Here is a 25,512-nt window from a genome sequence, read left to right on the forward strand (position 1 = left end):
ATCGATCCACACAAGAACTATCAACCCAAGAAATAAAAAGACACCTGAACCCCGTTTCGGGGGTTCAGGTGTCCACGATGTCCTGGAACATCACAATGGTGGCGTGTGAGGGATTCGAACCCCCGAATGCTGAGCAGTCTGATTTACAGTCAGATCCCTTTGGCCGCTTGGGTAACACGCCATCGCATTTCGTCTTGATTACTCAAGACTCAGTGCCCCTCAACATTACCGGCACAAAGCCAATGTTGAAAATCCTTGTAGGTCTAGTTGGTTGCTGGAACCTTGCTGGCGTATTCATTGGCCTTGTTTGCCACGTCCACCATGTACTTCTGAACTTGATTGTAGGAATAGATCGCATCCTTCCATCCCGGGATAGTGGACAGATCCCCGCCGGAATAGCAGAGGTAGCGGCCAGCTGCGAGGACGGAGTCATCGATGTTCTGTCCGTCTTCGTTGCCGTCGTTATTTCCGTCACTGTGCCAAGCGGCCCAGGTCGGCGGAACAATCTGCATGGGGCCTACAGCGCGATCAAACTCTGCGGTTCCGTCAAAGTTGCCATCATCAAAGTCCGGCAATGCCTTGGTGTCGTTCTTGCCATCAAGAGGAATGCCGAAGATGGGTTCAGACATGTTGCCATTAGGCAAGATCTTCCCGCCAAAGATAGTGCCGTGATGGGACTCCACCCAGCCAATGCCAGCCAAGGTGTTCCAGGATAAGTGGCATTCGGGATCGACAACTGAGAGGCCGATTGTGACTCCGGCATACGCGGTGAGTGCACGCTCAGGGATTCCAGTTTGTTGGGAGGTTTCTTTCACCCAGGTCGGATCCGGCAAATCAGCGATCGCGCTGTGGGCTAATTGGTCCAGTGTTAGGCCTTCAACGTGGGGAGGGGTCGCCAACGCGGGGGCAAAAGGGCCGGTATCTGGTGTGATTTCACCCGAGGTTGTGCATGACACCAAAGCCCACGTGGCAACACCAAGCACCGCAATCACCATGAGTGTGCGGTTACGTCGAACTTTCTTGGATGCCATCTGTATCCATTCTCTAAGCCCCGGCTGACAATCAGCCGAGGACGGGCTGGATAACATGGACTCATGGCTGATTCATCATTTGACGTAGTAAGCAAGGTCGACAAAATGGAGACCGATAACGCCCTCAACCAAGCAATCAAAGAGGTTGAGCAGCGTTACGACTTCAAGAACGTTGGCGCCTCCATCGAGTGGAGCGGCGAGAAGGTCCTCATGAAGGCCAACTCGGAAGAGCGCGTGAAGGCAATCCTCGAAGTATTCGAAGCAAAGCTGATCAAGCGTGGCATCTCCCTGCGCAGCCTGGACGCTGGAGACCCCTTCCCTTCAGGTAAGGAATTCCGCATCGAAGCCAAGATGAAAGAAGGCATCGACCAGGAGAACGCCAAGAAGGTCACCAAGCTCATCCGCGACGAAGGCCCCAAGTCGGTCAAGTCTCAGATCCAGGGTGACGAAGTCCGCGTCTCATCCAAGAGCCGTGACGACCTGCAGGCAACCATGGCCCTGCTCAAGGGAGCAGACCTTCCCGTTGCACTTCAATTTGTGAACTTCCGCTAAACAACCGCATTCTTCACGCGCAGCCTGGCTCCTAGCCGGCTGCGCGTGTGCGTTAAGGGCACTGCTGTGCCCCAGAGGTTAGCGATCAAAGCCCCTGAAGAAACCAAAACCAAGCAGACTACTGTGCCCATTGCTAGGGTTTCACCCAATAATGGAATGGCGCCCAGCGTTGTCAACACGGGACTCACACTTCCCATCAAGGCTGCGCGACTAGGCCCCAGGCTTGTTATGGAAAATGAGTACAGCAACGTAGAAATGATTCCAATAACAACTCCTTGGAGCACGGCGTAGGTCAATACATCTGAGAGGTCTGAATTGCCTGTGAAGAAGGTTGTGTGGAGCAGATCCGTTGAGATGAAGACGCCAGTCATGCCAAATGAGGGAACGGCCAACAAGACCACAATGTCGAGAGGTCGATAACGGGTTTTAGAGACAGCTAGGACATAAAGAGACCACAACGCCCCGGCCGTGAGGAGCAATCCCACTCCAGCAAGATGTGCCGATCCGCTTCCTTGCATTGCCACAACGACCCCTGCCGCGATGCAGGCGATGCCAAACCATCGGACGGCGGTGAAGTGCGCACCGAGAATTGCACCAAAGATTGTAATGAAGACCGGAATTGTTCCAGGTGGAATTGTCCCCACCAGAGCAGCAGAAGTTGCCGCACCCCCAAGCTGAACCAGCATGAGGAATGGGAAACCACCCCCGATGATAATCAGCACTGTCCAGTACCAAGGCTGGCGGATCATGATACGGAAGCTTTGTGGAATTACCGGGATGAGTAGGAGTGTTGGAACGCCGAACCTCAACAGTGCAACATCACCTGCAGTAAGGGACGTGTTGCCGGCAGCACGAATGCTCAAGGCAAAAGTTGACCAGATGAGAACGACTGCTCCCATGGCGAGATATCCCCACACCATTCGTGTTGTCTTCATGCCTCAACGCTAGGCAAAAACACGAAGCAGTCGATTGCCAGTTATCGCGCAAAAAAAGTATTTTGCGCAATATTCTGCCAATATTGTTATATGGACAGCATAGATAAGCAGATTTTATGGGAGATTCAGCTAGATGGCCGCTTGAGTAACCAAGATCTCGCTGATCGAGTTGGTCTCTCCCCCTCACCGTGTCTGCGTCGCGTGAGACAACTCGAAGAAAGTGGCGTGATCACCGGATACACCGCTCGCATCAGTCCACGCGCTGTAGGTCTTGATGTAACGGCCTTTGTCCGCATAACGATGAACTCACACAGCTCTGATGTGGTTGCTGATTTAGAAGAGCGCATCCGGGGCGTTGTCCGCATCGTTGAGGCACACCTCATGTCTGGTGGTGCGGATTATTTACTAAAGGTCATGGTGAAAGACCTCACCGAATTCGAAGAGTTCATACGCGACGATGTTCGGACACTTCCCGGTATTGCGTCGATTGAAACATCCTTCGCGTTTGGAGTGACGAAGCCCCCCACTCCACTTCCCGTGAACTAGTTACTTAAATCCGAGAACTTCTTCGCCCCACGCTTTGCGAATGTCGCCATCTGGGTCGTTCTCGATGGTGTCAGTTCCGTTGATAATCAACGTGGTGCGAGTGTTTTCGTCATAGCGAGGCCAGGAAAGTTCTTCACCTGTTTCACTGTCGATGGTGACCGGGTCTGCCGTTCGAGCAAAGCTCAACCAGCGAGCCATCATGCGCCCTGAGATTTCACGAGCTTCCTTCAGTCCGCCCAGACGGAACTGGAGTGCCTTCTTTTCAGAGAGCTTGTCGGGCAGGGTGCCAAAGACGTAAGGGAGTTCGGTGGCATGGCTTGCACCAATACCCAGCAGCTTCATCAACGGTGGCGCTTGGTCAAAGCGATACATCCACGTGGGGGCAACCTTGGAGTGTGCTTCAGCAACCCAGATGGAAGGCATACGGAATCCGGCATCGCGCGCAATTTCCATGCCGCCCTTTTGCTTCGGGAAGTTGGGGTACTCAGCGATGATGCCAGGTTCGAGATCCTTGAGCTTGGGGTTGTCTTTGGCCACGAGTTCAAACATCTCGTTGATGGAGGATTCACTGATGGGCATCAGTGGCGACTTCATCATCTTGAACAGGGCTGCTTCGTCATGGTTAGTACCAATGATCAACGGCACCTTGATCTGCTTACCCGCACGGAACGCCGCCACGGGATAGCCCGGGATCAAGTCCCCGTCCACGATGGGAGCAAATGCAACCGTTCCTGGCCAGGTGGTTGCCACATGGTCAAGAAGATTCGTGGTCTGCTTGGCCAGCGTGACTGCATCCATCTCGCGCAAGCGCTTGGCAGCATCTTTTGCTTCTACCCCGATCAAATCGAGATAAGCCTGTGCGACGAGTGCAGCACGCTCGGGCTTGTAGACACTGGTCGCCGGTGAGCTCTCGGCAATGGCACGATGAAAGAGTCCCTCGGCCGAAGGCATGGTCATCAAGGTGGTGACACATCCAGCTCCGGCGGATTCCCCAAAGATGGTGACGTCGTCTGGGTTACCCCCGAAGGCAGCAATGTTGTCTTTGACCCAGTTCAGGGCAAGAACAATGTCGCGCATTCCGAGGTTGGACTCAAAGGGGTCAGCTGGATCGCTGAACGTGGTGAAATCCAGAAAGCCCAGCGCACCAAGGCGGTAGTTGATCGTGACAATGACAACATCGCCAGTCTCGGCGAGCGCCCGTCCGTTATAGACAGGCTGTGCGGAGAAACCGATGAAATACGCACCACCATGCAACCAGAACATGACTGGGCGTTGACGAGTGTCCCCCTCTGCGCGAGGGGGTGCCCAGACGTTGAGGTTGAGGCAGTCTTCATCAATCTTGACTCCGACCGGAAGTGGGATGACCTTGGTTGGTTCTTGGGGTGCAGCATTGCCAAACTCAATGGCGTCGCGAATACCGGCCCATGGCTCCACAGCTCGAGGGGATTTCAGGCGCAGGTCGCCCACGGGTGGCTGTGCATAAGGAATGCCGAGCCAGCGGTGGGTATTGCCATCGCGGGAACCGCGAACAATCCCCGCCTTGGTGGTGACGAGAAGTGTGGGGTCTGCGAATGCGTCCATAGTTCTAAAGGTATGCCTTAAGCCAGCGGGTGAGTTCATCGAATGCGTGTGCTCTGACCGGGCGTGCAGACAGAACCACGTCGTGCATGGCCCCCTCAATTCGGGAGAGGGTGATGAGCTTGCCCAGTTGGTGAACGCGGGCGGCCACGATGTTCACATCGATGGCGATGTCTGCCTTCTTCATGTCCGGGCTCCACTTGGGAACCAACAGGCTTCTTGTAGAGAGCCAGGTGAAGACGGGTTCTTGAATATCCAGACCAGCAGCAACTTGGGCATGACCGGTGAGGATGGCATTCAGCCAGGCAGGTCGAACAGGGAAGCCGTGCTCTGGGCGCCAGTCGTAGTTGAACTCCCACTCGCCGTCTTTGTTCTTGTCCACGGTGCGAGAGTAGAAACCAAAGTCAATGCTGGGCATCTGCGCCTTGGGGTTGATTCTGGTTCCAGCCCGGAGCATGGGGGCAACCAGTGCTCTAGCTGCAGCAGTGAGTTGGTACTCCAACCAAGGGCTGTTCAGTACAATCGCATCGGCTCGACCGGGATTCCTATTCGCCCACAAACTGAAGACCAAGCCTCCTGTGGAGTGACCCATCAAGACCAACTTGCGACCTTCGAGCGCTTTGTCGTTGGCTCCCGACTTCTTGGAGCCGTGGCCCATTACTTCGAGAGCTGCTTCAATGTCTTCGTCGTAGTCAGCAAGGTTGTCAATGAAGCCGTCTGACTGACCCGGACGAATACTGCGACCATACTTACGCAGATCCAGGGCATAGAACTGGGCCCCCTGCGAGCGCCAGTACTCTGCCAAGTTCTTCTGAAAGAAGTAGTCAGACCAACCATGGATATAGAGAACATCTGTATTGGCAGCGACCTGTGATGATCTGCCCAGAAGCTTGTTTAAAAAACCAGGTTGCACAGGTGCAGGTGCCTTCACGATGGTGGCAACAACTGGACCTTCGGAATCAGGAGCAAGCTCTAGCGTTGACTGGAGGAAGCCGTCCCCCAGGACGTCTTGTTTCCACTCAACTGTCTTTTCCACATTTCCATTCTGACCTATGAAATATGTTGTGTGACTGTGAACCCAGCCAATAGCATCAGAACTGACAAAATCCTCAGGAAAATTGGCTGCGAACTATCATTTTCGATAGCGAAAGCACATTCTTGCCATAGATTTCGCATCCATAAAGGAAAACCATGACTGAATCACCACTGATGCACCCTGCCGACAACGCCAGCGTCCGCGAAGCGGACACCAGCAATGTCTTCCACTCCTGGTCGGCTCAAGGCACACTCGCGCCTTTTGTCATCGCTGGAGGCAAGGGTGCCCACATTTGGGACTACGAAGGCAACACCTACCTCGACTTCTCCTCCATGCTGGTCAACGTCAACATTGGCCACCAGCACCCCAAGGTGATTGAAGCCATCAAGGCTCAAGCTGATGTGCTCACCACGGTGGCACCTGCACACGCCAACAACATTCGTGCCCTCGCAGCGCAGAAGATTCTCTCTCACGCTCCCAAGGGATTCGAGAAGATCTTCTTTACCAACGGTGGTGCTGACGCAAACGAAAACGCTATTCGTATGGCACGCCTGCACACCGGCCGCGACAAGGTCATTTCGTTCTACCGCAGCTACCACGGCAACACCGGCGCTGCGATTGTCTCCACTGGTGACTGGCGTCGAATTCCTAACGAATACTCACGTGGTCACAAGCACGTTTTTGGCCCCTACCTTTACCGCACTGAGTACTGGGCAACCACCCCTGAGCAGGAAACCGAACGTGCCCTCCACTTCCTCGAGCGCACCATTCAAGCAGAAGGCTCTGCAAGCATTGCGGCCTTCCTGATTGAATCCGTTCCCGGCACTGCAGGCATTCTGACTCCCCCACCCGGATACCTCAAGGGTGTTCGTGCCCTGGCAGATAAGTACGGCATTGTTCTCATCCTGGATGAGGTCATGGCTGGCTTCGGTCGCACCGGTGAGTGGTTCGCCTTCAACGCGTTCGATGTGGTTCCTGACCTCATCACCTTCGCTAAGGGCGTGAACTCCGGTTACATCCCCGTTGGTGGCGTGATTATCAACAACGAGCTTGCTCACGCCTTCGATGAACGCGTCTTCCCCGGTGGTCTCACCTACTCTGGTCACCCTCTGGCATGTGCCAGCATCGTGGCCACCATCGAAGCGATGGAAGAAGAGAAGATCGTCGAGAACTCCAAGATGATCGGTGAGAAAGTTCTCGGCCCCGGCCTGAACGCTCTCAAGGACCAGCACCAGATCATTGGTGACGTCCGTGGTTCAGGTGTGTTCTGGGCTGTTGAGTTCGTGACCAACCGCGACACCAAGGAACCCGTTGACGCTGCCTGGATGGGCAAGCTCAAGGCTGCACTCTTGGCTCACAAGCTTCTGCCCTTCATGGCTGATAACCGCCTCCACGTGGTGCCACCCTGTGTGGTCACCGAGGACGAAGCTCGTGAAGGTCTCGCCATCATTGATGCTGTTCTCACGGAACTGAGCGCCTAAACCTGTGGAAAATATTCTTTTATTGTCCGTTAATTGAGTTAGAATTCAATTACTACGCTCATTCCTCAGGATTGAGTTCAGGGCCTCGGGAAACCGGGGCCCTGCGTCATTTCCACCCTGAAGGTCTCACAATATGGTGTTGAGGAGTCTGAACTACTCTGGGCAGCTGCGAAGAAGCTAGTTCACTGATTCTGATGAATCGAGTGAACTCAAGAGGGTATTCAGCGAATTTGGTCGAACGAGAATCTTTCGGATGAACTACACCAACTTTTGAACCAAATCTTGTGGTCGCTACCTCTATGGCTCTAGAAAGATCTGAGTCATTGCTCACCACCACGAGACAATCCGCTTTTCGATCTAAAGAGTCCAACACCAGCTGAACTGCAAGTTTGACGTCAGAACCCTACTCCTGGACTTTCCACACAGGTAGCCAGGTTGAGGGAGGCTCTGGTACGTCCTCCTGGAATAGCCTCGCGCGTCCAGGCATAACTGAAAAATTTGATGTGTGAATTTCTACCCTTGATAGTTGCGAAACCGCGCGAAGGTAGGTGCTTTGTCGGTCAGGTGCTCCTGGGTCTTCCGGATTTGCTTTCCCTTTGAGCCGTGCAGTGAAGAAATGAATTTTGACTACTGAATATTCGGGGAGAATTTGATCGAATAAGGCTTCTAAATTGAGCCACTTGAGGTCGCCACGTTTTTCGAGTTTTGATTTGTAGAGATTGAACCCGTCCACATAAACAATTGCTGTTGGGCGTTGGGTCATTTAACGAAATTAGCTCATAGCCAAAGTGACTATGAGCTAATTCCCAAAGGTGTGGAGAAGTTTCGATTTATCCGAAACGACCAGAGATGTAGTCCTCAGTTGCCTGAACGTGAGGGTTCTCAAAAATCGTGGTGGTGTCATCGAACTCGATGAGCTTTCCAGGTTCACCAGTGCCTGCAATGTTGAAGAAGGCGGTCTTGTCAGAGACACGAGATGCCTGCTGCATGTTGTGGGTCACAATGACGATGGTGTACTTCGCCTTGAGCTCATCAATGAGGTCTTCAATTGCGAGGGTGGAGATGGGGTCCAGAGCCGAGCAAGGCTCATCCATCAGGATGACCTCGGGAGACACGGCAATCGCACGAGCAATACACAGACGCTGCTGCTGACCACCGGAGAGACCAGAACCTGGAAGGTTCAGACGGTCCTTAACCTCTTTCCAGAGGTTGGCACCCTTGAGTGACTTCTCAACCAAGTGCTCAGCATCTGATTTCGACATTTTGTTGTTGTTGAGCTTCACACCAGCAAGAACGTTGTCGGCAATCGACATGGTGGGGAAAGGGTTGGGGCGCTGGAACACCATGCCCACCTGGCGACGAACCAATACGGGGTCCACGTCTGCGTCATAGAGGTTCTTGCCATCGATCATGACCTCACCTTCAACGCGAGCACCGGGGATGACCTCGTGCATGCGGTTCAGAGTGCGGAGGAAGGTGGACTTGCCACAACCGGAAGGGCCAATGAAGGCGGTGACGGTGCGGGGCTCGATGGTGAGCGAAACGTCTTCGACGGCCTTGAACTTGCCGTAGTACACGTTGAGGTCTTTGACTTCGATGCGCTTAGACACGAGATTTCCTTCTTCGGTGGGGGTGAAACTTAGCGGAGGCCCTTGGGAGCCAAAAGCTTAGATACGAGGCGGGCAATGAGGTTGAGGGCCATCACGATAAAGATCAGCACGAGTGCACCAGTCCAGGCGCGGTCAATGTATGCCTGGGCATCCGAACCCTGGCTGGCGTACTGGGTGTAGACGAACACGGGCAGGGTAGCCATACGGTCTGAGAACAGGTTGTAGTTCATGCTCGTGCTCATACCCACGATGATGAGCAAAGGTGCCGTCTCACCGATGATGCGAGAGATGGAGAGCATCACACCGGTGATGATTCCACCGATAGCCGTAGGGATAACAATCTTCACAATGGTGAGCCACTTGGGAACACCGAGGGCGTAGGACGCCTCACGCAGTTCGTTAGGAACAAGCTTGAGCATTTCCTCGGTGGAACGAACCACCACAGGAATCATGAGGATCGAGAGAGCAACAGCGCCACCGATACCGAAGCGGATGCCGGGACCTAAGACAATGGCGAAGAGTGCGAAGGCAAACAGACCAGCCACGATCGAGGGAATACCGGTCATCACGTCCACGAAGAAGGTGATTGCGCGAGCTAGACGGCCGGTGCCGTACTCAACCAAGTAGATGGCGGTCATGATTCCGATAGGAACAGAAATAACTGTTGCTGCAAGGGTGATCTCGAGTGTTCCAATGATGGCGTGAAGACCACCACCGCCCTGTCCTACGACGTTACGCATGGATGAGCTGAAGAACAGGGGATCAAGGCGAGGAAGACCGTTGACAAATGCCGTGGAGACGAGCGAAACCAGAGGCAACAGCGCAACGATGAACGCGGTGGTGACCAAGCCCGTAGCGAGGCGGTCAGACGCCTTACGGCGGCCCTCCACGATGCGAGAGAGCACGTAGGACAGAAGAACAAACAAAATGGCCGAGACAAAGACTGCCGCGACAATGTTGAAGCCTTCAGAGATACCTGCGGCAGAAAGAACAGCAAAGATTCCAAAAGCAACCAGCGCACTCACGCCGGCAGTGATCCACATCACTGCCTTGGACAGGTGACGTGCACTCGTGGGTGCGGGAACTACGAGGGCGGTCATTAGTTAGCTCCCGAGAATGCCTTGCGGCGGTTGATCACCATACGAGCAAGTGAGTTCACCAGCAGTGTGATGAGGAACAAAATTAAACCAGTTGCAATCAGTACGTTCACGCCGAGGTCGTGTGCCTCAGGGAAGTTCAACGCAATGTTGGCAGCAATCGTGGTGGGGTTCTGCGACTGAATCAGTGCGAACGAAATAATCACCGAAGGTGAGAGCACCATAGCCACAGCCATGGTCTCGCCGAGAGCACGTCCGAGACCCAGCATGGTGGCGGAGATGATGCCGGGACGACCAAAGGGAAGCACAGCAACCTTGATCATTTCCCAGCGGGTAGCACCGAGAGCAAGAGCAGCTTCTTCGTGCAGACGAGGAGTCTGCAGGAAAATCTCGCGAGAAAGAGCAGTGATGATCGGCAGGATCATGACGGCCAGCACAACGGCCACGGTCAAGATGCTGCGACCGGTACCGGAAACGGGGCCGGCGAACAGGGGAATCCAACCCAGGTTGTCCACCAACCAGGAATAGAAAGGCTGCACAGCGGGAGCCAGAACGGTGATGCCCCAGAGGCCAAAGACGACCGAAGGAACAGCTGCCAGGAGGTCAATGACATATCCCAAACCCTGAGCAAGCTTGCGGGGCGCGAAGTGGGAGATGAAGAGTGCGATACCGATTGCGAAGGGAAGGGCAATCACGAGTGCGAGGGCGGCAGCCCAGATTGTTCCGAAGACCAATGGAATGACGTAGGTCCAGAAACCTTGTCCGTCATTGACATCTGCGGGGTCTGCGAGGAACGCAGGAAGACTTTGTGCAACTAAGAAGATGGCGACTGCAGCGAGGACGGCAAGGATGAGAGATCCTGCGACGAGGCTAGAGGTCGAGAAGACTTTGTCTCCCATACGACCAGGAGCTTTAGCCTGGGTCGATTCCTGAACTTCGATAGCCACGAGTCCTTCTTACTGCAAATAGGGGGATTTTGGTAATGCCCGGTCCAGAGAATCTAAGAGATTCCCCAGACCGGGCATCAAAGGGTGTTACTTGATTGCTGAAACGATTGCAGATGCCTTCTTGGCAGTTGCTGCATCGAGTGGAGCGGAACCAGCTGCTGCTGCTGCATCTGCCTGACCCTGCTCGCTCAGGATGTACTCGAAGTAAGGCTTGACCAGGTCAGCTACACCAGCTTCTGCGTACTCGTTGCAACCGATGAGGTAAGAAACGAGAACGATGGGGTACTCAGCTGGGTTAGTGGTGGTGCGGTCAATCTTGATTGCCATGTCAGATGCGTCACGGCCGTCAACTGCTGCACCGTTAGCTACAACTGCTGCTGCTGCCTCAGGGGTGTACTTGATGAACTTGTCGCCCACCTTGATGTTTGCAACAGAAAGCTTTCCAGCCTTCGAAGCGTCTGCGTAACCAATGGTTCCAGTACCGTTCTTGACTGCGTCAACAACACCCGAGGTGCCCTGTGCGCCTTCACCGGTCTGGAAGGGGAATGGGTCAGCAGGCTTCTCGATTGCCCAGTCAGCCTTAGCGGTCTGGAAGAGGTAGTCAGAGAAGTTCTTGGTGGTACCCGAGTCATCCGAGCGGTGAACTGCGGTGATTGCGAGTGCAGGAAGCTTTGCCTTGGGGTTGAGTGCAACGATTGCTGCGTCATCCCATGAGGTGATTGCGCCCGAGAAGATCTTCGCAATGGTGGATGCGTCGAGGTTCAGGTCAGTTACGCCATCTACATTGTAGATAACTGCGATGGGGGAGATGTAAGCAGGAACCTCGAATGGGAGGGTGCCAGCTGCACATGCTGCGAAGGGAAGAGCGAGCTCTTCGTCCTTGAGGTAAGAGTCAGAACCAGCGAAGTTAGATCCACCAGCAATGAAGGTCTCGCGACCAGCACCGGAACCGGAGGGGTCGTAAGTGATGGTGACGTCGGGGTTTGCGGTCTGGAATGCAGCGATCCATGCTTCCTGAGCTGAGCCCTGGCTGGATGCGCCTGCGCCTACGAGAGAACCAGCAAGAGTGCTGACCTCTGCGGGAGCTGCTTCTTCGTTTGCCGCACAAGAGGAGAGTGCGAGTGCAGCGGTTGCTGCCATTGCAATAGCTGCCATGGGGCGGCCGAAACGCGTGATGTTCACGTGAAATCCTTTCAGGATTTTTTCTTGGTGTGTGGACTCTTTTTGAATCCTGAGTTCACTGTAAGAGGGCTTGGTGACCTACTGGCACACGCAAGGTTAACAGGAGATGAACGGTTAATAATTCGCAGGTTAAGCACAAAAACCCCGGGGAAACCGGGGTTTTTGTTTCAAAGTTTTTAGGCCTCTTCAGAAGAAAGTTCAGGAGCCCATTCACCAGTTGAGAGGTACTTGACCTTGCGTGCAATGGAGATGGCGTGATCTGAGAAGCGCTCGTAGTAGCGGCTTGCCAAGGTGGCATCAACCGTGTCCATCGAAGTGCCGCCCCAGGCTTCGCTCAGAACCTTGTCGAAGACAGACAAGTGAAGTGCGTCGATCTGGTCATCGATGTCGCGGATGGCATCAACGAACTTCATGTCCTGGGTCTTGAGCATCTTGATCAGCTTCTCAGCAATCTTGATGTCGAGTTCACCCATCTCTTTAAAGGTTGAACGCAGACCCTTGGCAATGACCTTGTCAGGGAAGCGGTAGCGAGTGAGCTGTGCGAGGTGCTCAGCCATGTCACCCATACGTTCGAGAGAAGCGCTCATGCGAAGTGCGCTGACGACAACACGAAGGTCGCGCGCTACGGGCTGCTGGCGAGCGAGGATCTGGATAGAAAGTTCGTCGAGAGTGAGTGCAAGCTCGTCGATGCGGGCATCTTCTTCGATGACCTGTTCGGCAAGTGCAATGTCACTGGTCTGGAATGCAGTTGTACCTTTACGCATTGCTTCGGCAACAAGTTCGGCAATTTCTACAAGGCGCTGCTGAACTTCGTGAAGTTCCTGCTGAAATACGTCGCGCATGATGGTTCCTTAAATAGTTGTGGTCAACCGCACTCTAAGTAAGCCCCGTGATGGTGAATCCGCTGTGTCACGAAGGTTAACGTAAAGAGCGAGTCTGGTTAACAGTTGACGTTTCAACCCTACTCCTGCCCTTTTTCTTTTTGAGAGAGGCACGTGGTGGGTTACCGTTAGAGCATCATGTCGGCATCTGTTGTATTGCTCGCCCTTGGGGTTGGAGCCATTGCTGGTGTCGCCGTTGTCCTTCTCATTATGTGGGTGCTGCGCCAACGCAGAATGGACAACGAGAAAACTTCTGGTGACCTTCCTCGCGGAGTCGCGCAATTAGTGAACAAACTCGATGGTGCCGTTCTTGTTCTCGATAAATCACTCAACGTCCTGGTTGCCTCCGAAGCAACGAGCCGTCTGGGTCTTTCTGGCAATGGCCGCCTTCTGATTCCCGAACTTGTGTTAATTGCCGAACAAGCTGCGCAGGGTAAAAGTGTTTCTCGGGAAGATTTCGAGATCTCCCGCGGACCGCTCGGTGACGCCACACTCACGGTGACCGTTCACGCCTCACCGTTTCGTAACCGTTTCGTGCTGCTCACTGTGATTGATCGCGGCGAATACCAGCGTCTAGATGATGTCCGTCGTGAGTTCGTAGCCAACGTGAGCCACGAACTAAAAACACCGATTGCCTCTGTGGGACTTCTTGCTGAAGCACTTGTCGAAGCTGCTGATGAACCAGACACCGTCCGTCACTTCGCAGAACGACTCACGAAAGAATCTCAGCGCCTCGGAGCAATCACTCGAGAGATCATCGAACTTTCTCGCCTCCAGGCAGAAGGTGCTCTTGCCGAGTTTGCACCGGTCACGGTCGAAACTGTGGTGATGAACGCACTGGAACAAAACCGAGTGATGGCTAAGTCCCGCAAGATCAAGCTGGCCACCGGCGGTGATCTAGATGCTGTTATTTATGGTGATGCCGAAAGCTTGACTGTCGCCCTGAATAACCTCATTGCTAACGCTGTTCATTACTCCCCCGATAACTCTCAGGTTGGCATCGGGGCTGTCCGCCGTAATTCTTTCATTGAAATTGCCGTCACTGACCAAGGAATCGGCATGACCAAGGATGAGTCAGAGCGTGTGTTTGAACGCTTCTATCGAACTGACCAAGCCCGTTCACGATCCACTGGTGGGAGTGGCTTAGGCCTCAGCATTGTGAAGCACATTGTTTCTAACCACGGTGGAGACATCCGCGTGTGGTCTTCCCCCGGCAAGGGCTCTACGTTCACCATCAGAATCCCGGAAGCAATAACCCCTGGAAAGGACACCTCCGCGTGACCCGCATCCTGCTCGTTGAAGATGAAAGCTCCTTGAGCGAAACTCTTTCATTCCTTCTCACCCGCGAAGGCTTTGAAGTTGAGATAGCTGAAGACGGCCAGATGGCCCTCGACATCTTTGCCAATGGCAACTTTGACATCATCCTGCTCGACCTGATGATCCCCAAGGTCCCGGGCAATGAGGTGTGCCGCCAGATTCGCACAACCTCAAACATCCCCATCATCATGCTCACCGCTAAGGACACTGAAGTGGACAAGGTTGTGGGATTGGAACTGGGCGCTGACGACTACGTCACCAAGCCCTACTCAACTCGTGAGCTGCTGGCCCGCATCAAGGCTGTTCTTCGCCGCAATGTGAAGGATGACGCTTTCGAGGACGACGGTGTCATTGATATCGCAGGTATCCGACTCGATGCAGATCGTCACACCCTTCACGTTCAAGGTGCTCTTGTTGCTATTCCACTCAAAGAGTTTGAACTCCTGGAGTACCTGATGAGCAACGTGGGCCGCGTCCTCACTCGTGGTCAATTAATTGACCGCGTCTGGGGTAGTGACTATTACGGAGACACCAAGACGCTTGATGTTCACATCAAGCGCTTGCGCTCCAAGATTGAAGCAGACCCTGCTGAGCCCGTGAACCTGGTCACGGTGCGTGGTCTGGGATATCGCTTCGACGCTTAAGATGCTTAGTCAGCGCAGCAGGAATCAGACGTGCTGACTGGTCCCACGTTCAGAGCGATCAAAATATTGCTTGCTGCTGGGGTGAGTGAGAAGTAGGCCCACTTGCCTTTTTGGCTACGGGTCAGAAGCCCAGCATCTACCAACAACTTCATGTGGTGGCTCACCGTGCTCTGAGCAAGGTTTGTATCTGGTGTCAGATCGCAGATGCACGCGCCATCAACACAGTTGGCACCTGCAATCTTGAGCAAGAGGTTCAACCGGGTTTCATCACCTAAAGCTTTGAGCTGCTGTGCGAGCAGTGCAGTTGAGGTGAGTTCCTGTGTTGTCGACATAGCAAAAGTATATATTGACATTTATCGATATGACAGTGCTACAGTATTAACGAATCGATAAACTTCGATTCATGCTCCATTCATCTCAACATGAGAGAAAGGAATAACCATGATCAAGCTCAACGTAATCTCGGGCGGCGACGGCGGTTGCTGCGGCGACACTGGCTGCTGCTAATCACTTGCTGAGTAGCCCCACCCGTTCTTGAAACAGATGGGGCTTCACTCTTGTCCAAACCAACTCCACTGCACTCAGAATAGAAATATGAACACTCTCAGACTTGCCCTCGCAGAGTTCTTTGGAACTCTCGTTCTTGTTGCCACCGTCGTGGGCTCAGGAATCATGGGGACACAGATGTCGAGTGATCCTGGTGTTGCGCTGTTGATCAACACGCTCTCCACCATTTTTGTGCTGGCACTTCTTATCTTGATTCTGGGACCCATCAGTGGCGCTCACTTTAACCCTGCTGTCACCTTGGTGCTGTGGGCAAAGAAACTACAGCCTGGCGTGAATGTCCTCCCCTACGTCATCGCCCAGATTGCTGGCGCCATCGGCGGGGCAATCTTGGCGAATGTCATGTTCGACCAGGCACCCATTCAGATCGCGGCAACTGAACGTGTTTCGCCCGGACTTTTCATCGGCGAGATTGTTGCCACCGCCGGTCTGCTCGTCGTGATTCTGGTTTTCATTGCCCGCGACCAAGCCCGCTTCGTTCCCTTTGCTGTGGCGGCATGGATCGGCTCTGCCTACTTCTTTACTTCTTCTACGTCTTTCGCCAACCCTGCCGTGACTATTGGTCGCATCTTCAGCGACAGCTTTGCCGGTATTGCCCCTGCGTCTGTCGGTCCCTTTGTTCTCGCCCAGCTCATTGGCGCAGCACTCGGTGCTGTGCTGGCCTGGGCCATCATCGACTCCACCAACAAGAAAGAAAATCATGTCGGATAAGAAAGCAACCGTTCTTTTCGTCTGCGTACACAACGCAGGACGCTCACAGATGGCTGCTGGCTACCTCCAGCACCTCGCGGGTGACCGTGTTGAGGTTCTCTCAGCTGGAACAGAACCTCGCGACCAGGTCAACCCGTCAGCAATTGCTGTCATGGCAGAAGAGGGAATCGACCTCGGCTCGTCCACTCCTAAGGTTCTGACCGATGAAGCAGTCATTGCATCTGACTACGTCATCACCATGGGCTGCGGCGACAAGTGCCCCTTCTTCCCCGGTAAGAAGTACTTGGACTGGCCACTTGCAGATCCCGCAGGCAAGGGCGTTGACGCTGTGCGCCCCATCCGTGATGAGATCCGCGGCAAGATCGAAGCTCTCATCGCTGAGATCGACGAGAAGTTCTAGCAGCAAATAACTTTGGCCACCCTGTTGGGTGGCCATAGTTCGTTAAGTACTACTTATTCAGCACGTGAAGCCTTGAGCATGGTCTCGCGGTCAACGACCTTAATGCGAGCACGTCCCTCTGGTTCACCGAGCTTCTGCTCGTATTCGTCCAGTGCAGACCAGCCCTCAGCGGTGGTGTATTCGATGCCGCGGCTGTTCATCAGATCCACAATGGCGCCCTCTTCAGGCTCTTCTGGAGTCCACCAGGTTGCCTGATCAGCAAGAACGTGCGCGATGGTTTCCATCGCGTCGCTCTTCGTGTGACCAATGAGGCCAACTGGGCCACGCTTGATCCAGCCCGTGGCATAGGTACCTGGGATCTGCTTGCCAGATTCGTCAATGACCTGGCCTTCATGGTTTGGAATAACGCCCTTGGCTGCGTCGAAGGGAACATCCTTCAAGGGAGAGCTGTAGTAACCAATGGCACGGTAGTAGGCCTGGATTTCGACTTCGCGGATTTCACCGGTGCCGACCACGCCGCCCTTGCCATCTGGCTTTGTGCGCTCGTAACGGAAACCGGTGACGTTACCGTCAGCATCGCCCAGAACCTCGAGTGGGTTGGCATAGAAGTGCAGGTGCAGACGGCGTGAGGCCTTGCCGGTCTCACGGGTGCGCCATTCGTTCATCACCTTGTTGAGAACGAATACCTGCTTGTTGGAATCAATCAGTGCCTGGCTCGCAGGGTCAATGTCGAAGTCTTCGTCATAGACGATCATGTCGACGTCACGCAGTTCACCGAGTTCACGTAACTCAAGAGGAGAGAACTTCGCCTGGGCAGGTCCGCGACGACCAAAGACGTGAACATCAGTAACAGGAGAAGCCTTGAGGCCTTGGTAGACGTTATCAGGGATCTCGGTCACGAGAAGATCATCAGCGTGCTTGGCCAGCATGCGAGCTGCATCCAGCGCCACGTTGCCGTTACCAATCACGGCAACAGACTGAGCCGTCAGCGGCCAGGTGCGAGGAACGTCAGGGTGACCGTCATACCAGCTGACAAAGTCAGCTGCGCCGTAGCTGCCCTCAAGTTCGATGCCGGGGATGTTCATGGGAACATCCTTGGTGGCACCGGTGGAGAAGATGACGGCGTTGTAGTGCTTCTTCAGATCATCCATTGTGATGTCCACGCCGTATTCGACGTTGCCAAAGAGGCGGATGTCGCCGCGGTCGAGCACCTCACGCAGTGCGCCAATGATGCCCTTGATGCGGGGGTGGTCAGGGGCAACGCCGTAACGAACGAGTCCGTAAGGGGCAGGAAGGGTTTCGAAGAGATCGATAGAGATATCGAAATCGCGCTCTGCCTTCAGAGCAATATCTGCTGCATAAATACCAGCGGGACCGGCGCCAACAATGGCCAGACGAAGCTTGTTCACGGGGTATAAATCCTCTTACGTGTCAGTCAAGTGAATCCCCAGTTTAGCTGGGGGCAATAGGCTTAAGAGGTGAAAATCCTGGTTCTTGGCTCCGGCGCACGTGAGCACGCAATTGTTACCGCCCTGCTCGCCGAAAATGCTGACCACGAGATCACCGTTGCCCCCGGCAACGCAGGCATCGCGCACGATGTTCCCTGCGTCACCACAGACATCCTCGACCCTGAAGCTGTGGCCTTCCTCGCTGAAGGTTTAGACGTTGATTTGGTTGTCGTCGGCCCCGAAGCTCCTTTGGTTGCCGGCGTTGCAGACCCACTGCGCGAGATGGGCATTCCCGTCTTTGGTCCTAACCAAGCTGCTGCTGCTCTCGAGGGCTCGAAGACCTTTGCCAAGCGCATCATGGATGAAGCCGGTGTTCCCACCGGTCGCGCCATCAAGGTTTCTACTTTGTTAGATGCTGAGACTGCTCTTGATGACTACGGCTCCCCCTACGTCATCAAGGCCGACGGCCTTGCAGCTGGTAAAGGTGTGCTGGTCACCCACGACCGCGATGCAGCAGTTGCCCACGCCTCTCACTACCTGACCCAGGGCTCGGTGCTGATTGAGGAATTCCTCGATGGCCAAGAAGTTTCCCTGTTCATGTTTGCTGACGGTCACGATGTTCTGCCGCTGTCTCCAGCTCAGGACTTCAAACGCCTGAAGGACAACGACGAAGGTCCCAACACCGGTGGAATGGGTGCCTACTCACCACTGCCCTGGCTTGCTGATCAGTTCGGCAGCGAAGAGGCATTCGTGACCGAGGTCATCGAAACTATTGCTCTCCCGACTGTGCGCCAGCTCGAAGCAGAAGGCACCCCCTTCCAGGGTCTGCTCTATTGCGGCTTGATTCTGACCGCCAAGGGCATCCGCGTCATTGAGTTCAATGCTCGCTTTGGAGACCCTGAGACTCAGGTTGTTCTTCCCCGTTTGAAGACTCCCCTGTCGGAGCTCATGCTGGCTTCTGCTGAAGGAACTCTCGCTGGACGTCCCCGTCCCGAGTTCTCCGACGAAGCTGTTGTCACCGTTGTTCTCGCCAGCGAGAACTATCCCGAGACTCCTGTGACCGGTCGCGTGCTCATCGGCATTGATGACGCCAACAGCATCGAGGGTGTTCACGTCACCCACGCAGCAACCGCTGTCCAGGATGGTGACCTCATTGCCACCGGTGGTCGCGTCCTGAGCGTGGTCGGCCGCGGCGCGGACTTCGCCGAAGCACGTTCACGTGCGTATGAAGGCCTCGCCAAGATTCAGCTGGAGGGTGGCCAGTTCCGCACCGACATCGCCAAAAAGGTTGCCAAGTAATGTCTGGCTTCACGGGTGGCGAGAAACTTTCTCTGGATGGCTGGACCCATGCCTATTCCGGCAAGGTCCGTGACCTCTATGTCCCCGCTGGTGAGACGCTGGAGTCCACTCCACGCGTTCTGGTTGTGGCCAGTGATCGCGTCAGCGCTTTTGATCACGTACTCGAGCCCGGCATTCCTGGCAAGGGTGAACTCCTCACCACGCTGAGCATGTGGTGGTTTGACCAGCTGGGTGTTCCCAACCACCTGCGTGAGGGAGACATCCCTGCCGAGGTTCAGGGCAAAGCAATGCTTGTGGCCAACCTGGACATGTTCCCGGTTGAGTGCGTGGTGCGTGGCTATCTCTCCGGCAGTGGCTGGCTTGAATACCAGGAGAGCCAAAGCGTGTGTGGCATTGCATTGCCCGCAGGCCTGCAGGACGGCGACAAGCTCCCCGAGCCGATCTACACCCCTGCGTGGAAAGCTCCTTTCGGTGAGCACGACGAGAACATCACTTTCGAGCGCACCGTTGAGCTGGTGGGTCTAGAAGATGCGACCGCACTACGTGACCTGTCTCTCCTGATTTTCAACAGAGCTACCGAGCTTGCTGCAGCCAAAGGCATCATCCTGGCTGACACCAAGTTCGAGTTCGGTCGCGACCGCGAGAGTGGTGTGATCACTCTCGCTGATGAAGTTCTCACCTCTGACTCTTCTCGCTACTGGGATGCTGCTGCCTATGCAGCCGGCACCACCGCTGCAGAGAAGATGACCAGCTTTGATAAGCAGATTGTCCGTAACTGGCTTTCTGCAAACTGGGACAAGACCGGCACACCTCCCGTGCTGCCTGCCGACATTGTCGAGCGCACTGCAGATCGCTATCGCGAGCTCATCACGCGCATGCTGGGCTAGTCGCGTAACAATTCTTTGGCGATGTTTTCACTCAGTGCACCACACCGCCTAGCCTGAGACTATGCGCCGACTGCTCAACGCCATCTTTGAGGTGCCCCGCACGGGTGCCCCATTGTGGAAGCGCGTCATTTTGGTTGAGATAGGCCTCATCGTGTGCGGCTTGGCTTTTGCCATCATGCTGCGGGCAGCCATCGGCCTGGACCCATGGGATGCATTCCACCAGGGCATTTCTTTCTTGACCGGTGTTTCCATTGGAACCGTCGTCGTCATAGTTGGCTTTGCTGTGATGTTCCTCTGGATTTTCCTCAAGCAGAAGCTGGGGCTCGGAACCATCATGAATGCCATCACTATTGGCATTTCCATCAATGTGTTTTATGCCTGGATCCCCACTGCTTCCAACTTCCTCTTCGGTGTTGTGTATTTCGTGGTGGGCATTTTCATTAACGGCGTTGGCATTTCGATGTATGTCGGTGGTGGCTTAGGCCCTGGCCCTCGTGATGGCCTGATGACGGGTCTGGTCAAGCGCACAGGAAAGCCACTGTGGCTGATTCGCACGGCCATTGAAGTTGTTGTCCTGGGATTGGGCTGGGCCTTCGGTGGCACAATCGGCTTAGGAACAGTTCTTTATGCCTTCACTATTGGTCCCGTGGTTCACGTGATGCTCCCCTGGTTCAATCTCGACAAGGTGAAAGAGCCAGAAGATCTCGAAGGCCACTAGGCGGAATCGATTCATAGCTCCTTCATAGGTTGTTCTGTAACAATGTGGACTATGAAACGTCATGCAGGTTTACCCGCGATTTTCGCCATGGTGACTGTGGCGTTCCTTTTTGGCTTGGCGCCAGTATTTCACGCAGTGTGCTTCTCAGCTCTTGAAGCATCTTCTACATCACCCATGAGTCACATCATGGGTGATGGCACTGTCATGAATATGTCTTCAGATATTGCACCTGAAGTGATGAACATGGATACCTCAGAATCGAAGACTCTCGTTGCAGTGGGAACAAACCAGAATGCTGAGACAGCAAACATCTTGGGTACCATCATGATTACTGCTGGACTCAGCCTGCTGACATTTCTTGGCTTGCGCTATTACACACAAGTGCTTGCTCGAAGGTTTGTGATTGCTGTGCCTGAACCAATCCATAAGAAACTTTCTCGGCTTGGACAGGCACGAGCCAGGCCGCCGAGCCAGGTTGATCTCAACGCTCTCTGTATTTCTCGAACATAAGCCATACGTCACCGTGCACAGGCGACGCACGTTGCTTGTGTGCACAAAAATCCACACACTTTTTTATTGACGTAAAGGAAAACACCATGTTTGAAAAGAAATCCCGTATCGCTGGAATCGCTGCCCTCTCTCTCGCAGGAGCCGTTGCTCTCGCTGGATGCACCATCAATTTGGGCGGAACTAATTCCGACTCAAACGGAATGATGAACGACGGCATGATGGGGAACAACCAGAGCGCCTCCGACTTCTCCGGAACAGACATCATGTTCGCGCAGATGATGATTCCTCACCACCAGCAAGCAGTGGACATGTCCACGCTTGCTGAGACCCACACCACTAACCCTGAAATCTTGGCTCTTGCCAAGCAAATCAAAGATGCCCAAGCTCCTGAGATTGAACAAATGACGGCATGGATAGATTCAGCAGGTGCTGGGATGGAGATGGGTCATGACATGGGAATGGGTGGCATGCTCTCCGATGAGCAGATGGCTGCACTGGAGAACGCCCAAGGTGCAGCCTTCGACAAGCTCTATCTCCAAGGCATGATTGCCCACCATGAGGGTGCAATCCAAATGGCCAAGATGATCACTGACTCCAACAATGCTGAGGCAAAAGAACTTGGTGCCAACATCGTGACCAGCCAAACCGCTGAAATCGAAAAGATGAAGCAGATGCTGGCGGCGATGTAATGACTACCGCTGAAACGGGTATTTCTCGCCGAACAGTTCTTATCGCAGGCGGTACTGCTGTTGGAGCACTCGCCGTACTCGGTGGTGGCTATTGGCTGGGAACCACCGTGGGACAAAATATTGAGGGAACTCCAAAAGTCGGAACAGAGCTTGGTTCTGGCAAAGAACCAGAGATTCTCCGCAGCTCCGGTGGCAAACTCACCGTGGACCTCATCGCCTCGTATACCGAAGTCACCGTTGCAGGCAAAGTAGCCAGACTAAAAACCTATAACGGCACCACCCCCGGCCCCACATTGATGGTCAAACCGGGTGACCTGATTACGGTGAACTTCACAAATAATCTTGGCGAACCCACAAATCTCCACATGCATGGATTCCATGTCTCCCCCTCTGGAAATAGTGACAACGTTTTTGTTCACATCGCGAACGGTGAAACTTTCACTTACGAATATCTTCTCGATACAGACCATCCAGCAGGTCCCTATTGGTATCACCCGCATCATCACGGCATGGCCGCTGATCAGGTATTTGCTGGGCTCTATGGTGCAGTAGTTATTGAGGACCCTAAAGAGATTCCTGTCACCACAGAACGTGTTCTCGTTATCTCAGATATTTCAATCCAGAGTGATGGCAACGTCTCAGGCGCAAACATGATGAGCAAAATGATGGGTCGCGAAGGCGACATACTTTTGCTCAACGGACAAATTCAGCCCTCGTATTCAACTCAACAAAATGCTGTTGAACGATGGCGAATTGTGAACTCATGCACGTCTCGGTATCTGTCACTGAGTTTCTCCGGTGGCTCAGCTGTTTTGTTAGGAAAAGACTCTGGTCGCTTTTCTACTCCCCGCCAGATAACAGAAGTCTCCCTCGCTCCAGGCAACAGGGCGGACCTCCTCATCACCATGGGAGCAGAACCTGTAGCCCTGAGTTACACCACGGTGCCACACCCTGACGCCATGATGATGGGCGCATCTACCCAGGAATATTCCAATTACCCGCTCGCAACTTTTACCCCTGACGACTCACAAGCCGGCTCGGTGGATTCAATTCCGCCACAACAGTCAGGTCCGGATCTTCGATCAAGTGAAATCGCAGCAGAGCGGGCGTTCACCTTAGCCATGCCCGCCATGGGCGGAATGGGTGGGATGGGAAATATGAATGGCGGCTTCACTATCAATGGTGAACCCTTCAACATGGACACCATTAACACGTCGGTCAGTCTGGGCACCGTGGAAGAGTGGACGATTGTGAATTCCACCACAATGGATCACCCTTTCCATCTCCACGTGTGGCCGATGCAGGTCCTCTCTATCGGGGACAATTCGGTAACAGATGTTGAATACCAAGATGTGGTGAACGTTCCCGCAAATTCGCGCAGTGTGGTTCGCATGAATTTCGACCGATTCGACGGACTAGCTGTTTACCACTGCCACATTCTCGATCATGAAGATTTAGGAATGATGGGCATTATTGAAGCCAACCCTGCCTGACAAATGAGGAGTATTCGATGACAACAGCAACATTCACCGCTACAGGGATGACCTGTCAACACTGTGTAGCAAGCGTCACCAGGGAAGTGTCCGAGCTTGCACACGTGACATCTGTTTCCATTGACTTACCCAGCGGCACAGTGACCGTCGAAAGCGACTCCTCTATTCCTCAAGATGAGATCATCGCTGCTATCGATAAGGCTGGATATCCAGCCGTCGCAATGAACTAAACCTGCTCTTTAGTTCTGCAACGTCACGAAAGCTTGCCACGGAGCAAGCGCCTCTGACTTCACACCAAGCACGGCATCGCCTGCGACTGCCCCAGGTAGTGACACCGTCTCATCAGAGAGGTTCGCAACAACCGTCAACACTCGACCGTTTAGCTCACGCGTGTAAGCGAAGAGCTGCTCATGCTCTATCCAGAGCATGTCAAACGAACCATTGACCACTACATCCATGCCATGACGCATGGCGATGAGCTTTTGGTAGTGGTGGAAGACGGAGTCGGCGTCATCAACAGCAGCTGCTGCGTTGATCTCGGGGTAGTTGGAGTTGACCGAGATCCAAGGTTCACCCGTGGTGAATCCTGCGTTGGCAGAGTCATCCCACTGCACGGGCGTGCGGGCATTGTCGCGGCCCTTGTAGCCCACGGCTTTGAGGACGTAGTCCTCCGAGATGCCCATCTCTGGAGCCTCTGCAGCCCAGTTGAGGGTTTCCAGATCTCTGTATTGGCTCAGCTTGGTGAAGTGAGCACTGGTCATGCCAAACTCTTCACCCTGATACACATAGGGCGTTCCTCGCATCAAGTGCAGCACGGTGCCAAAGGCCTTAGCCGAGTTCACCCGGTGTTCTGCTGAGTCATTACCCCAGCGCGAGACAATACGTGGCTGGTCGTGGTTGTTCCAATACAGTGAATTCCAGCCAACCTGCTCGAGACCCTTCTGCCACTTATTCAGATTCTCTTTGAGTGCCTTCACGGTGAAGGGAACCAAGTCCCACTTTCCATAGCCGTCAGGGTTGGTGTCAAGATCCATGTGTTCGAAGGTGAACACCATGTTGAGCTCGTGACGCTCTGGTGCGGTGTAGTGCTGAGCAAGCTCCACCGTGCAGCCGGGCATCTCACCGACGGTAATCAAACCCTTGTCGCGCAGAACCTCACGGTTCATTTCTTGCAGGAATTCGTGAATACGAGGCCCGTTCATCCAGGGTCCGAACAGGTCATCAGCAGCCGAGAAATCTTGGTGCTTGGAGATGAGGTTGATCACATCCATCCGGAAGCCATCCACGCCCTGCTCGAGCCACCAATTCATCATCGAATACACAGCTGCGCGGACTTCGGGGTTTTCCCAGTTCAGGTCAGGCTGCTTCTTGGAAAAGATGTGCAGGAAGTATTGCTGGGTCTTCTCATTCCACTGCCAGACCGAGCCAGAGAAAGCAGCCTGGTGATCGGTGGGTTCGTGGCCGTCAACAGCATCGCGCCAGATATACCAATCACGCTTGGGGTTATCCAATGAAGAGGAGCTCTCCACAAACCAGGCGTGCTCATCAGAAGTGTGATTGACCACCAGGTCCATCACGAGTTTCATGCCGCGGGCATGTGTCTCAGCGATGAGGTGACGCATGTCATCGAGCGTGCCAAAGAGAGGGTCGATGTCTTGGTAGTCCGAGATGTCGTAACCGTTGTCATCCTGAGGGGACTTGTAGACAGGGGAAAGCCACAGCACATCCACACCCAAGTCAGCCAGGTAGTCCAGCTTGGAGGTAATACCGGGGATGTCACCGATACCGTCGCCGTTCGAGTCAGCGAACGAGCGAGGGTAGATCTGGTACACGACGGCACCCTTCCACCAGTCTTCTTTACCCAGGGTGATGCTCATGTGTCTCCTCGTTGTCTCAAGAAACAACTGTATTGGTGTGTGGGGCTTCATAAACTTTTTCTCGCCAGCACTGACGAAG

The 25,512-nt window shown here is 54.2% G+C and carries 27 protein-coding genes, 1 tRNA gene and 1 pseudogene; 14 read left to right on the forward strand and 15 right to left on the reverse strand.

All coding sequences use genetic code 11. The annotated features are described in order from the left end of the window. Positions 1-96 precede the first annotated feature (96 nt). Positions 97-181: transfer RNA gene (locus M2118_RS07655), tRNA-Tyr, on the reverse strand. Between the two features lie 82 nt (positions 182-263). Beyond that, the gene (locus tag M2118_RS07660) at positions 264-1,031 is read right to left on the reverse strand and encodes a hypothetical protein (protein WP_280795355.1); all 768 of its coding nucleotides are present in this window, start codon (positions 1,029-1,031) and stop codon (positions 264-266) included. A 63-nt stretch (positions 1,032-1,094) separates the two neighbouring features. Between M2118_RS07660 and M2118_RS07665 the strand changes: the two genes are divergently transcribed. Continuing rightward, positions 1,095-1,583, forward strand: a complete 489-nt coding sequence (locus M2118_RS07665; RefSeq protein ID WP_280795356.1) for a YajQ family cyclic di-GMP-binding protein — start codon at positions 1,095-1,097, stop codon at positions 1,581-1,583. On the opposite strand, the gene M2118_RS07670 is transcribed toward M2118_RS07665, so the two are convergent. After that, on the reverse strand, positions 1,580-2,518 hold the full coding sequence (locus M2118_RS07670; protein ID WP_280795357.1) for a DMT family transporter: 939 nt from the start codon (positions 2,516-2,518) through the stop codon (positions 1,580-1,582). The two genes, M2118_RS07665 and M2118_RS07670, sit on opposite strands and share 4 nt — an antisense overlap. A 90-nt stretch (positions 2,519-2,608) precedes the next feature. On the opposite strand from M2118_RS07670, the gene M2118_RS07675 reads away from it, so the two are divergent. Then, positions 2,609-3,064 carry an Lrp/AsnC family transcriptional regulator gene (locus M2118_RS07675; protein WP_280795359.1) on the forward strand — a complete coding sequence of 152 codons (456 nt, stop codon included), beginning with the start codon at positions 2,609-2,611 and terminating at the stop codon, positions 3,062-3,064. Here the strand turns inward: M2118_RS07675 and M2118_RS07680 are convergent, their stop codons facing one another. Continuing rightward, positions 3,065-4,645, reverse strand: coding sequence for a carboxylesterase/lipase family protein (locus tag M2118_RS07680; RefSeq protein WP_280795360.1), 1,581 nt, complete (start codon positions 4,643-4,645; stop codon positions 3,065-3,067). A gap of 4 nt (positions 4,646-4,649) precedes the next feature. Continuing rightward, a complete protein-coding gene (locus M2118_RS07685; RefSeq protein ID WP_280795361.1) occupies positions 4,650-5,678 on the reverse strand; it encodes an alpha/beta hydrolase in 1,029 nt (342 codons plus the stop codon). Between the two features lie 155 nt (positions 5,679-5,833). Here M2118_RS07685 and M2118_RS07690 point away from each other — a divergent pair, with 155 nt between their 5' ends. After that, positions 5,834-7,159 (forward strand): aspartate aminotransferase family protein, encoded by a 1,326-nt coding sequence (locus M2118_RS07690; protein WP_280795362.1) that lies wholly within the window; start codon positions 5,834-5,836, stop codon positions 7,157-7,159. Positions 7,160-7,265: 106 nt separating this feature from the next. Here M2118_RS07690 and M2118_RS08885 read toward each other — a convergent pair. The 7 genes and pseudogenes from M2118_RS08885 to phoU form a co-directional block, all read right to left on the reverse strand. Beyond that, a pseudogene (locus M2118_RS08885) lies at positions 7,266-7,547 on the reverse strand (hypothetical protein); the annotation flags it as partial. Between the two features lie 15 nt (positions 7,548-7,562). Continuing rightward, a complete protein-coding gene (locus tag M2118_RS07695) occupies positions 7,563-7,922 on the reverse strand; it encodes a hypothetical protein (protein ID WP_280795364.1) in 360 nt (119 codons plus the stop codon). 67 nt (positions 7,923-7,989) lie between these two features. Further along, complete coding sequence (pstB, locus tag M2118_RS07700; protein WP_277494625.1) at positions 7,990-8,769, reverse strand: phosphate ABC transporter ATP-binding protein PstB; 780 nt, start codon at positions 8,767-8,769, stop codon at positions 7,990-7,992. 29 nt (positions 8,770-8,798) lie between these two features. After that, the gene (gene pstA, locus M2118_RS07705; RefSeq protein ID WP_432418394.1) at positions 8,799-9,869 is read right to left on the reverse strand and encodes a phosphate ABC transporter permease PstA; all 1,071 of its coding nucleotides are present in this window, start codon (positions 9,867-9,869) and stop codon (positions 8,799-8,801) included. Next, positions 9,869-10,765: a phosphate ABC transporter permease subunit PstC gene (pstC, locus tag M2118_RS07710; protein ID WP_280795445.1), complete on the reverse strand. Its 897-nt coding sequence runs from the start codon at positions 10,763-10,765 to the stop codon at positions 9,869-9,871. The genes pstA and pstC overlap by 1 nt, the downstream gene beginning before the upstream one ends. Before the next feature lie 135 nt (positions 10,766-10,900). Beyond that, on the reverse strand, positions 10,901-11,995 hold the full coding sequence (gene pstS / locus M2118_RS07715; protein WP_432418395.1) for a phosphate ABC transporter substrate-binding protein PstS: 1,095 nt from the start codon (positions 11,993-11,995) through the stop codon (positions 10,901-10,903). 176 nt (positions 11,996-12,171) lie between these two features. Then, positions 12,172-12,837, reverse strand: coding sequence for a phosphate signaling complex protein PhoU (gene phoU / locus M2118_RS07720; RefSeq protein ID WP_280795365.1), 666 nt, complete (start codon positions 12,835-12,837; stop codon positions 12,172-12,174). 177 nt (positions 12,838-13,014) lie between these two features. Between phoU and M2118_RS07725 the strand changes: the two genes are divergently transcribed. Both M2118_RS07725 and M2118_RS07730 read left to right on the forward strand, forming a co-directional pair. Further along, positions 13,015-14,157, forward strand: coding sequence for a sensor histidine kinase (locus M2118_RS07725; protein WP_280795366.1), 1,143 nt, complete (start codon positions 13,015-13,017; stop codon positions 14,155-14,157). Next, on the forward strand, positions 14,154-14,837 hold the full coding sequence (locus M2118_RS07730) for a response regulator transcription factor (RefSeq protein ID WP_280795367.1): 684 nt from the start codon (positions 14,154-14,156) through the stop codon (positions 14,835-14,837). The genes M2118_RS07725 and M2118_RS07730 overlap by 4 nt, the downstream gene beginning before the upstream one ends. 5 nt (positions 14,838-14,842) lie before the next feature. On the opposite strand, the gene M2118_RS07735 is transcribed toward M2118_RS07730, so the two are convergent. Beyond that, on the reverse strand, positions 14,843-15,169 hold the full coding sequence (locus M2118_RS07735) for an ArsR/SmtB family transcription factor (RefSeq protein WP_280795368.1): 327 nt from the start codon (positions 15,167-15,169) through the stop codon (positions 14,843-14,845). Between the two features lie 262 nt (positions 15,170-15,431). On the opposite strand from M2118_RS07735, the gene M2118_RS07740 reads away from it, so the two are divergent. Further along, positions 15,432-16,112 (forward strand): MIP/aquaporin family protein, encoded by a 681-nt coding sequence (locus M2118_RS07740; protein ID WP_280795369.1) that lies wholly within the window; start codon positions 15,432-15,434, stop codon positions 16,110-16,112. Then, on the forward strand, positions 16,102-16,512 hold the full coding sequence (locus M2118_RS07745) for an arsenate reductase ArsC (RefSeq protein WP_280795370.1): 411 nt from the start codon (positions 16,102-16,104) through the stop codon (positions 16,510-16,512). Before M2118_RS07740 ends, M2118_RS07745 begins: the two co-directional genes overlap by 11 nt. 53 nt (positions 16,513-16,565) lie before the next feature. Here the strand turns inward: M2118_RS07745 and M2118_RS07750 are convergent, their stop codons facing one another. Then, positions 16,566-17,921 carry an FAD-dependent oxidoreductase gene (locus M2118_RS07750; RefSeq protein ID WP_280795371.1) on the reverse strand — a complete coding sequence of 452 codons (1,356 nt, stop codon included), beginning with the start codon at positions 17,919-17,921 and terminating at the stop codon, positions 16,566-16,568. 69 nt (positions 17,922-17,990) lie between these two features. Between M2118_RS07750 and purD the strand changes: the two genes are divergently transcribed. The 7 genes from purD (at position 17,991) to M2118_RS07785 (ending at position 23,786) form a co-directional block, all read left to right on the forward strand. Further along, on the forward strand, positions 17,991-19,259 hold the full coding sequence (gene purD / locus M2118_RS07755; RefSeq protein WP_280795372.1) for a phosphoribosylamine--glycine ligase: 1,269 nt from the start codon (positions 17,991-17,993) through the stop codon (positions 19,257-19,259). Continuing rightward, positions 19,259-20,146, forward strand: a complete 888-nt coding sequence (locus M2118_RS07760) for a phosphoribosylaminoimidazolesuccinocarboxamide synthase (RefSeq protein ID WP_280795373.1) — start codon at positions 19,259-19,261, stop codon at positions 20,144-20,146. The genes purD and M2118_RS07760 overlap by 1 nt, the downstream gene beginning before the upstream one ends. 61 nt (positions 20,147-20,207) lie before the next feature. Continuing rightward, entirely contained in the window at positions 20,208-20,864 is a 657-nt protein-coding gene (locus M2118_RS07765) for a YczE/YyaS/YitT family protein (protein WP_280795374.1), read from the forward strand. Between the two features lie 51 nt (positions 20,865-20,915). After that, positions 20,916-21,374, forward strand: a complete 459-nt coding sequence (locus M2118_RS07770) for a hypothetical protein (protein ID WP_280795375.1) — start codon at positions 20,916-20,918, stop codon at positions 21,372-21,374. Between the two features lie 86 nt (positions 21,375-21,460). Further along, complete coding sequence (locus tag M2118_RS07775) at positions 21,461-22,063, forward strand: DUF305 domain-containing protein (protein WP_280795376.1); 603 nt, start codon at positions 21,461-21,463, stop codon at positions 22,061-22,063. Next, positions 22,063-23,556 (forward strand): multicopper oxidase family protein, encoded by a 1,494-nt coding sequence (locus M2118_RS07780; protein WP_280795377.1) that lies wholly within the window; start codon positions 22,063-22,065, stop codon positions 23,554-23,556. Before M2118_RS07775 ends, M2118_RS07780 begins: the two co-directional genes overlap by 1 nt. Positions 23,557-23,573: 17 nt before the next feature. Next, a complete protein-coding gene (locus tag M2118_RS07785; RefSeq protein ID WP_280795378.1) occupies positions 23,574-23,786 on the forward strand; it encodes a heavy-metal-associated domain-containing protein in 213 nt (70 codons plus the stop codon). Positions 23,787-23,795: 9 nt separating this feature from the next. Here M2118_RS07785 and M2118_RS07790 read toward each other — a convergent pair whose 3' ends face one another. Beyond that, positions 23,796-25,433 (reverse strand): alpha-glucosidase, encoded by a 1,638-nt coding sequence (locus M2118_RS07790; RefSeq protein WP_280795379.1) that lies wholly within the window; start codon positions 25,431-25,433, stop codon positions 23,796-23,798. Between the last annotated feature and the right edge of the window lie 79 nt (positions 25,434-25,512).

Source organism: Aurantimicrobium minutum (genome assembly GCF_029892845.1).
GTDB lineage: Bacteria > Actinomycetota > Actinomycetes > Actinomycetales > Microbacteriaceae > Aurantimicrobium > Aurantimicrobium minutum_B.

Bases quoted from the DNA above. Each gene is read 5' to 3' on its own strand.
- M2118_RS07660 (WP_280795355.1), bottom strand. From the start codon at position 1,031: ATGGCATCCAAGAAAGTTCGACGTAACCGCACACTCATGGTGATTGCG.
- M2118_RS07665 (WP_280795356.1), top strand. From the start codon at position 1,095: ATGGCTGATTCATCATTTGACGTAGTAAGCAAGGTCGACAAAATGGAG.
- M2118_RS07670 (WP_280795357.1), bottom strand. From the start codon at position 2,518: ATGAAGACAACACGAATGGTGTGGGGATATCTCGCCATGGGAGCAGTC.
- M2118_RS07675 (WP_280795359.1), top strand. From the start codon at position 2,609: ATGGACAGCATAGATAAGCAGATTTTATGGGAGATTCAGCTAGATGGC.
- M2118_RS07680 (WP_280795360.1), bottom strand. From the start codon at position 4,645: ATGGACGCATTCGCAGACCCCACACTTCTCGTCACCACCAAGGCGGGG.
- M2118_RS07690 (WP_280795362.1), top strand. From the start codon at position 5,834: ATGACTGAATCACCACTGATGCACCCTGCCGACAACGCCAGCGTCCGC.
- M2118_RS07695 (WP_280795364.1), bottom strand. From the start codon at position 7,922: ATGACCCAACGCCCAACAGCAATTGTTTATGTGGACGGGTTCAATCTC.
- pstA (WP_432418394.1), bottom strand. From the start codon at position 9,869: ATGACCGCCCTCGTAGTTCCCGCACCCACGAGTGCACGTCACCTGTCC.
- pstC (WP_280795445.1), bottom strand. From the start codon at position 10,765: ATGGGAGACAAAGTCTTCTCGACCTCTAGCCTCGTCGCAGGATCTCTC.
- phoU (WP_280795365.1), bottom strand. From the start codon at position 12,837: ATGCGCGACGTATTTCAGCAGGAACTTCACGAAGTTCAGCAGCGCCTT.
- M2118_RS07725 (WP_280795366.1), top strand. From the start codon at position 13,015: ATGTCGGCATCTGTTGTATTGCTCGCCCTTGGGGTTGGAGCCATTGCT.
- M2118_RS07735 (WP_280795368.1), bottom strand. From the start codon at position 15,169: ATGTCGACAACACAGGAACTCACCTCAACTGCACTGCTCGCACAGCAG.
- M2118_RS07740 (WP_280795369.1), top strand. From the start codon at position 15,432: ATGAACACTCTCAGACTTGCCCTCGCAGAGTTCTTTGGAACTCTCGTT.
- M2118_RS07745 (WP_280795370.1), top strand. From the start codon at position 16,102: ATGTCGGATAAGAAAGCAACCGTTCTTTTCGTCTGCGTACACAACGCA.
- M2118_RS07760 (WP_280795373.1), top strand. From the start codon at position 19,259: ATGTCTGGCTTCACGGGTGGCGAGAAACTTTCTCTGGATGGCTGGACC.
- M2118_RS07765 (WP_280795374.1), top strand. From the start codon at position 20,208: ATGCGCCGACTGCTCAACGCCATCTTTGAGGTGCCCCGCACGGGTGCC.
- M2118_RS07770 (WP_280795375.1), top strand. From the start codon at position 20,916: ATGAAACGTCATGCAGGTTTACCCGCGATTTTCGCCATGGTGACTGTG.
- M2118_RS07775 (WP_280795376.1), top strand. From the start codon at position 21,461: ATGTTTGAAAAGAAATCCCGTATCGCTGGAATCGCTGCCCTCTCTCTC.
- M2118_RS07780 (WP_280795377.1), top strand. From the start codon at position 22,063: ATGACTACCGCTGAAACGGGTATTTCTCGCCGAACAGTTCTTATCGCA.
- M2118_RS07785 (WP_280795378.1), top strand. From the start codon at position 23,574: ATGACAACAGCAACATTCACCGCTACAGGGATGACCTGTCAACACTGT.
- M2118_RS07790 (WP_280795379.1), bottom strand. From the start codon at position 25,433: ATGAGCATCACCCTGGGTAAAGAAGACTGGTGGAAGGGTGCCGTCGTG.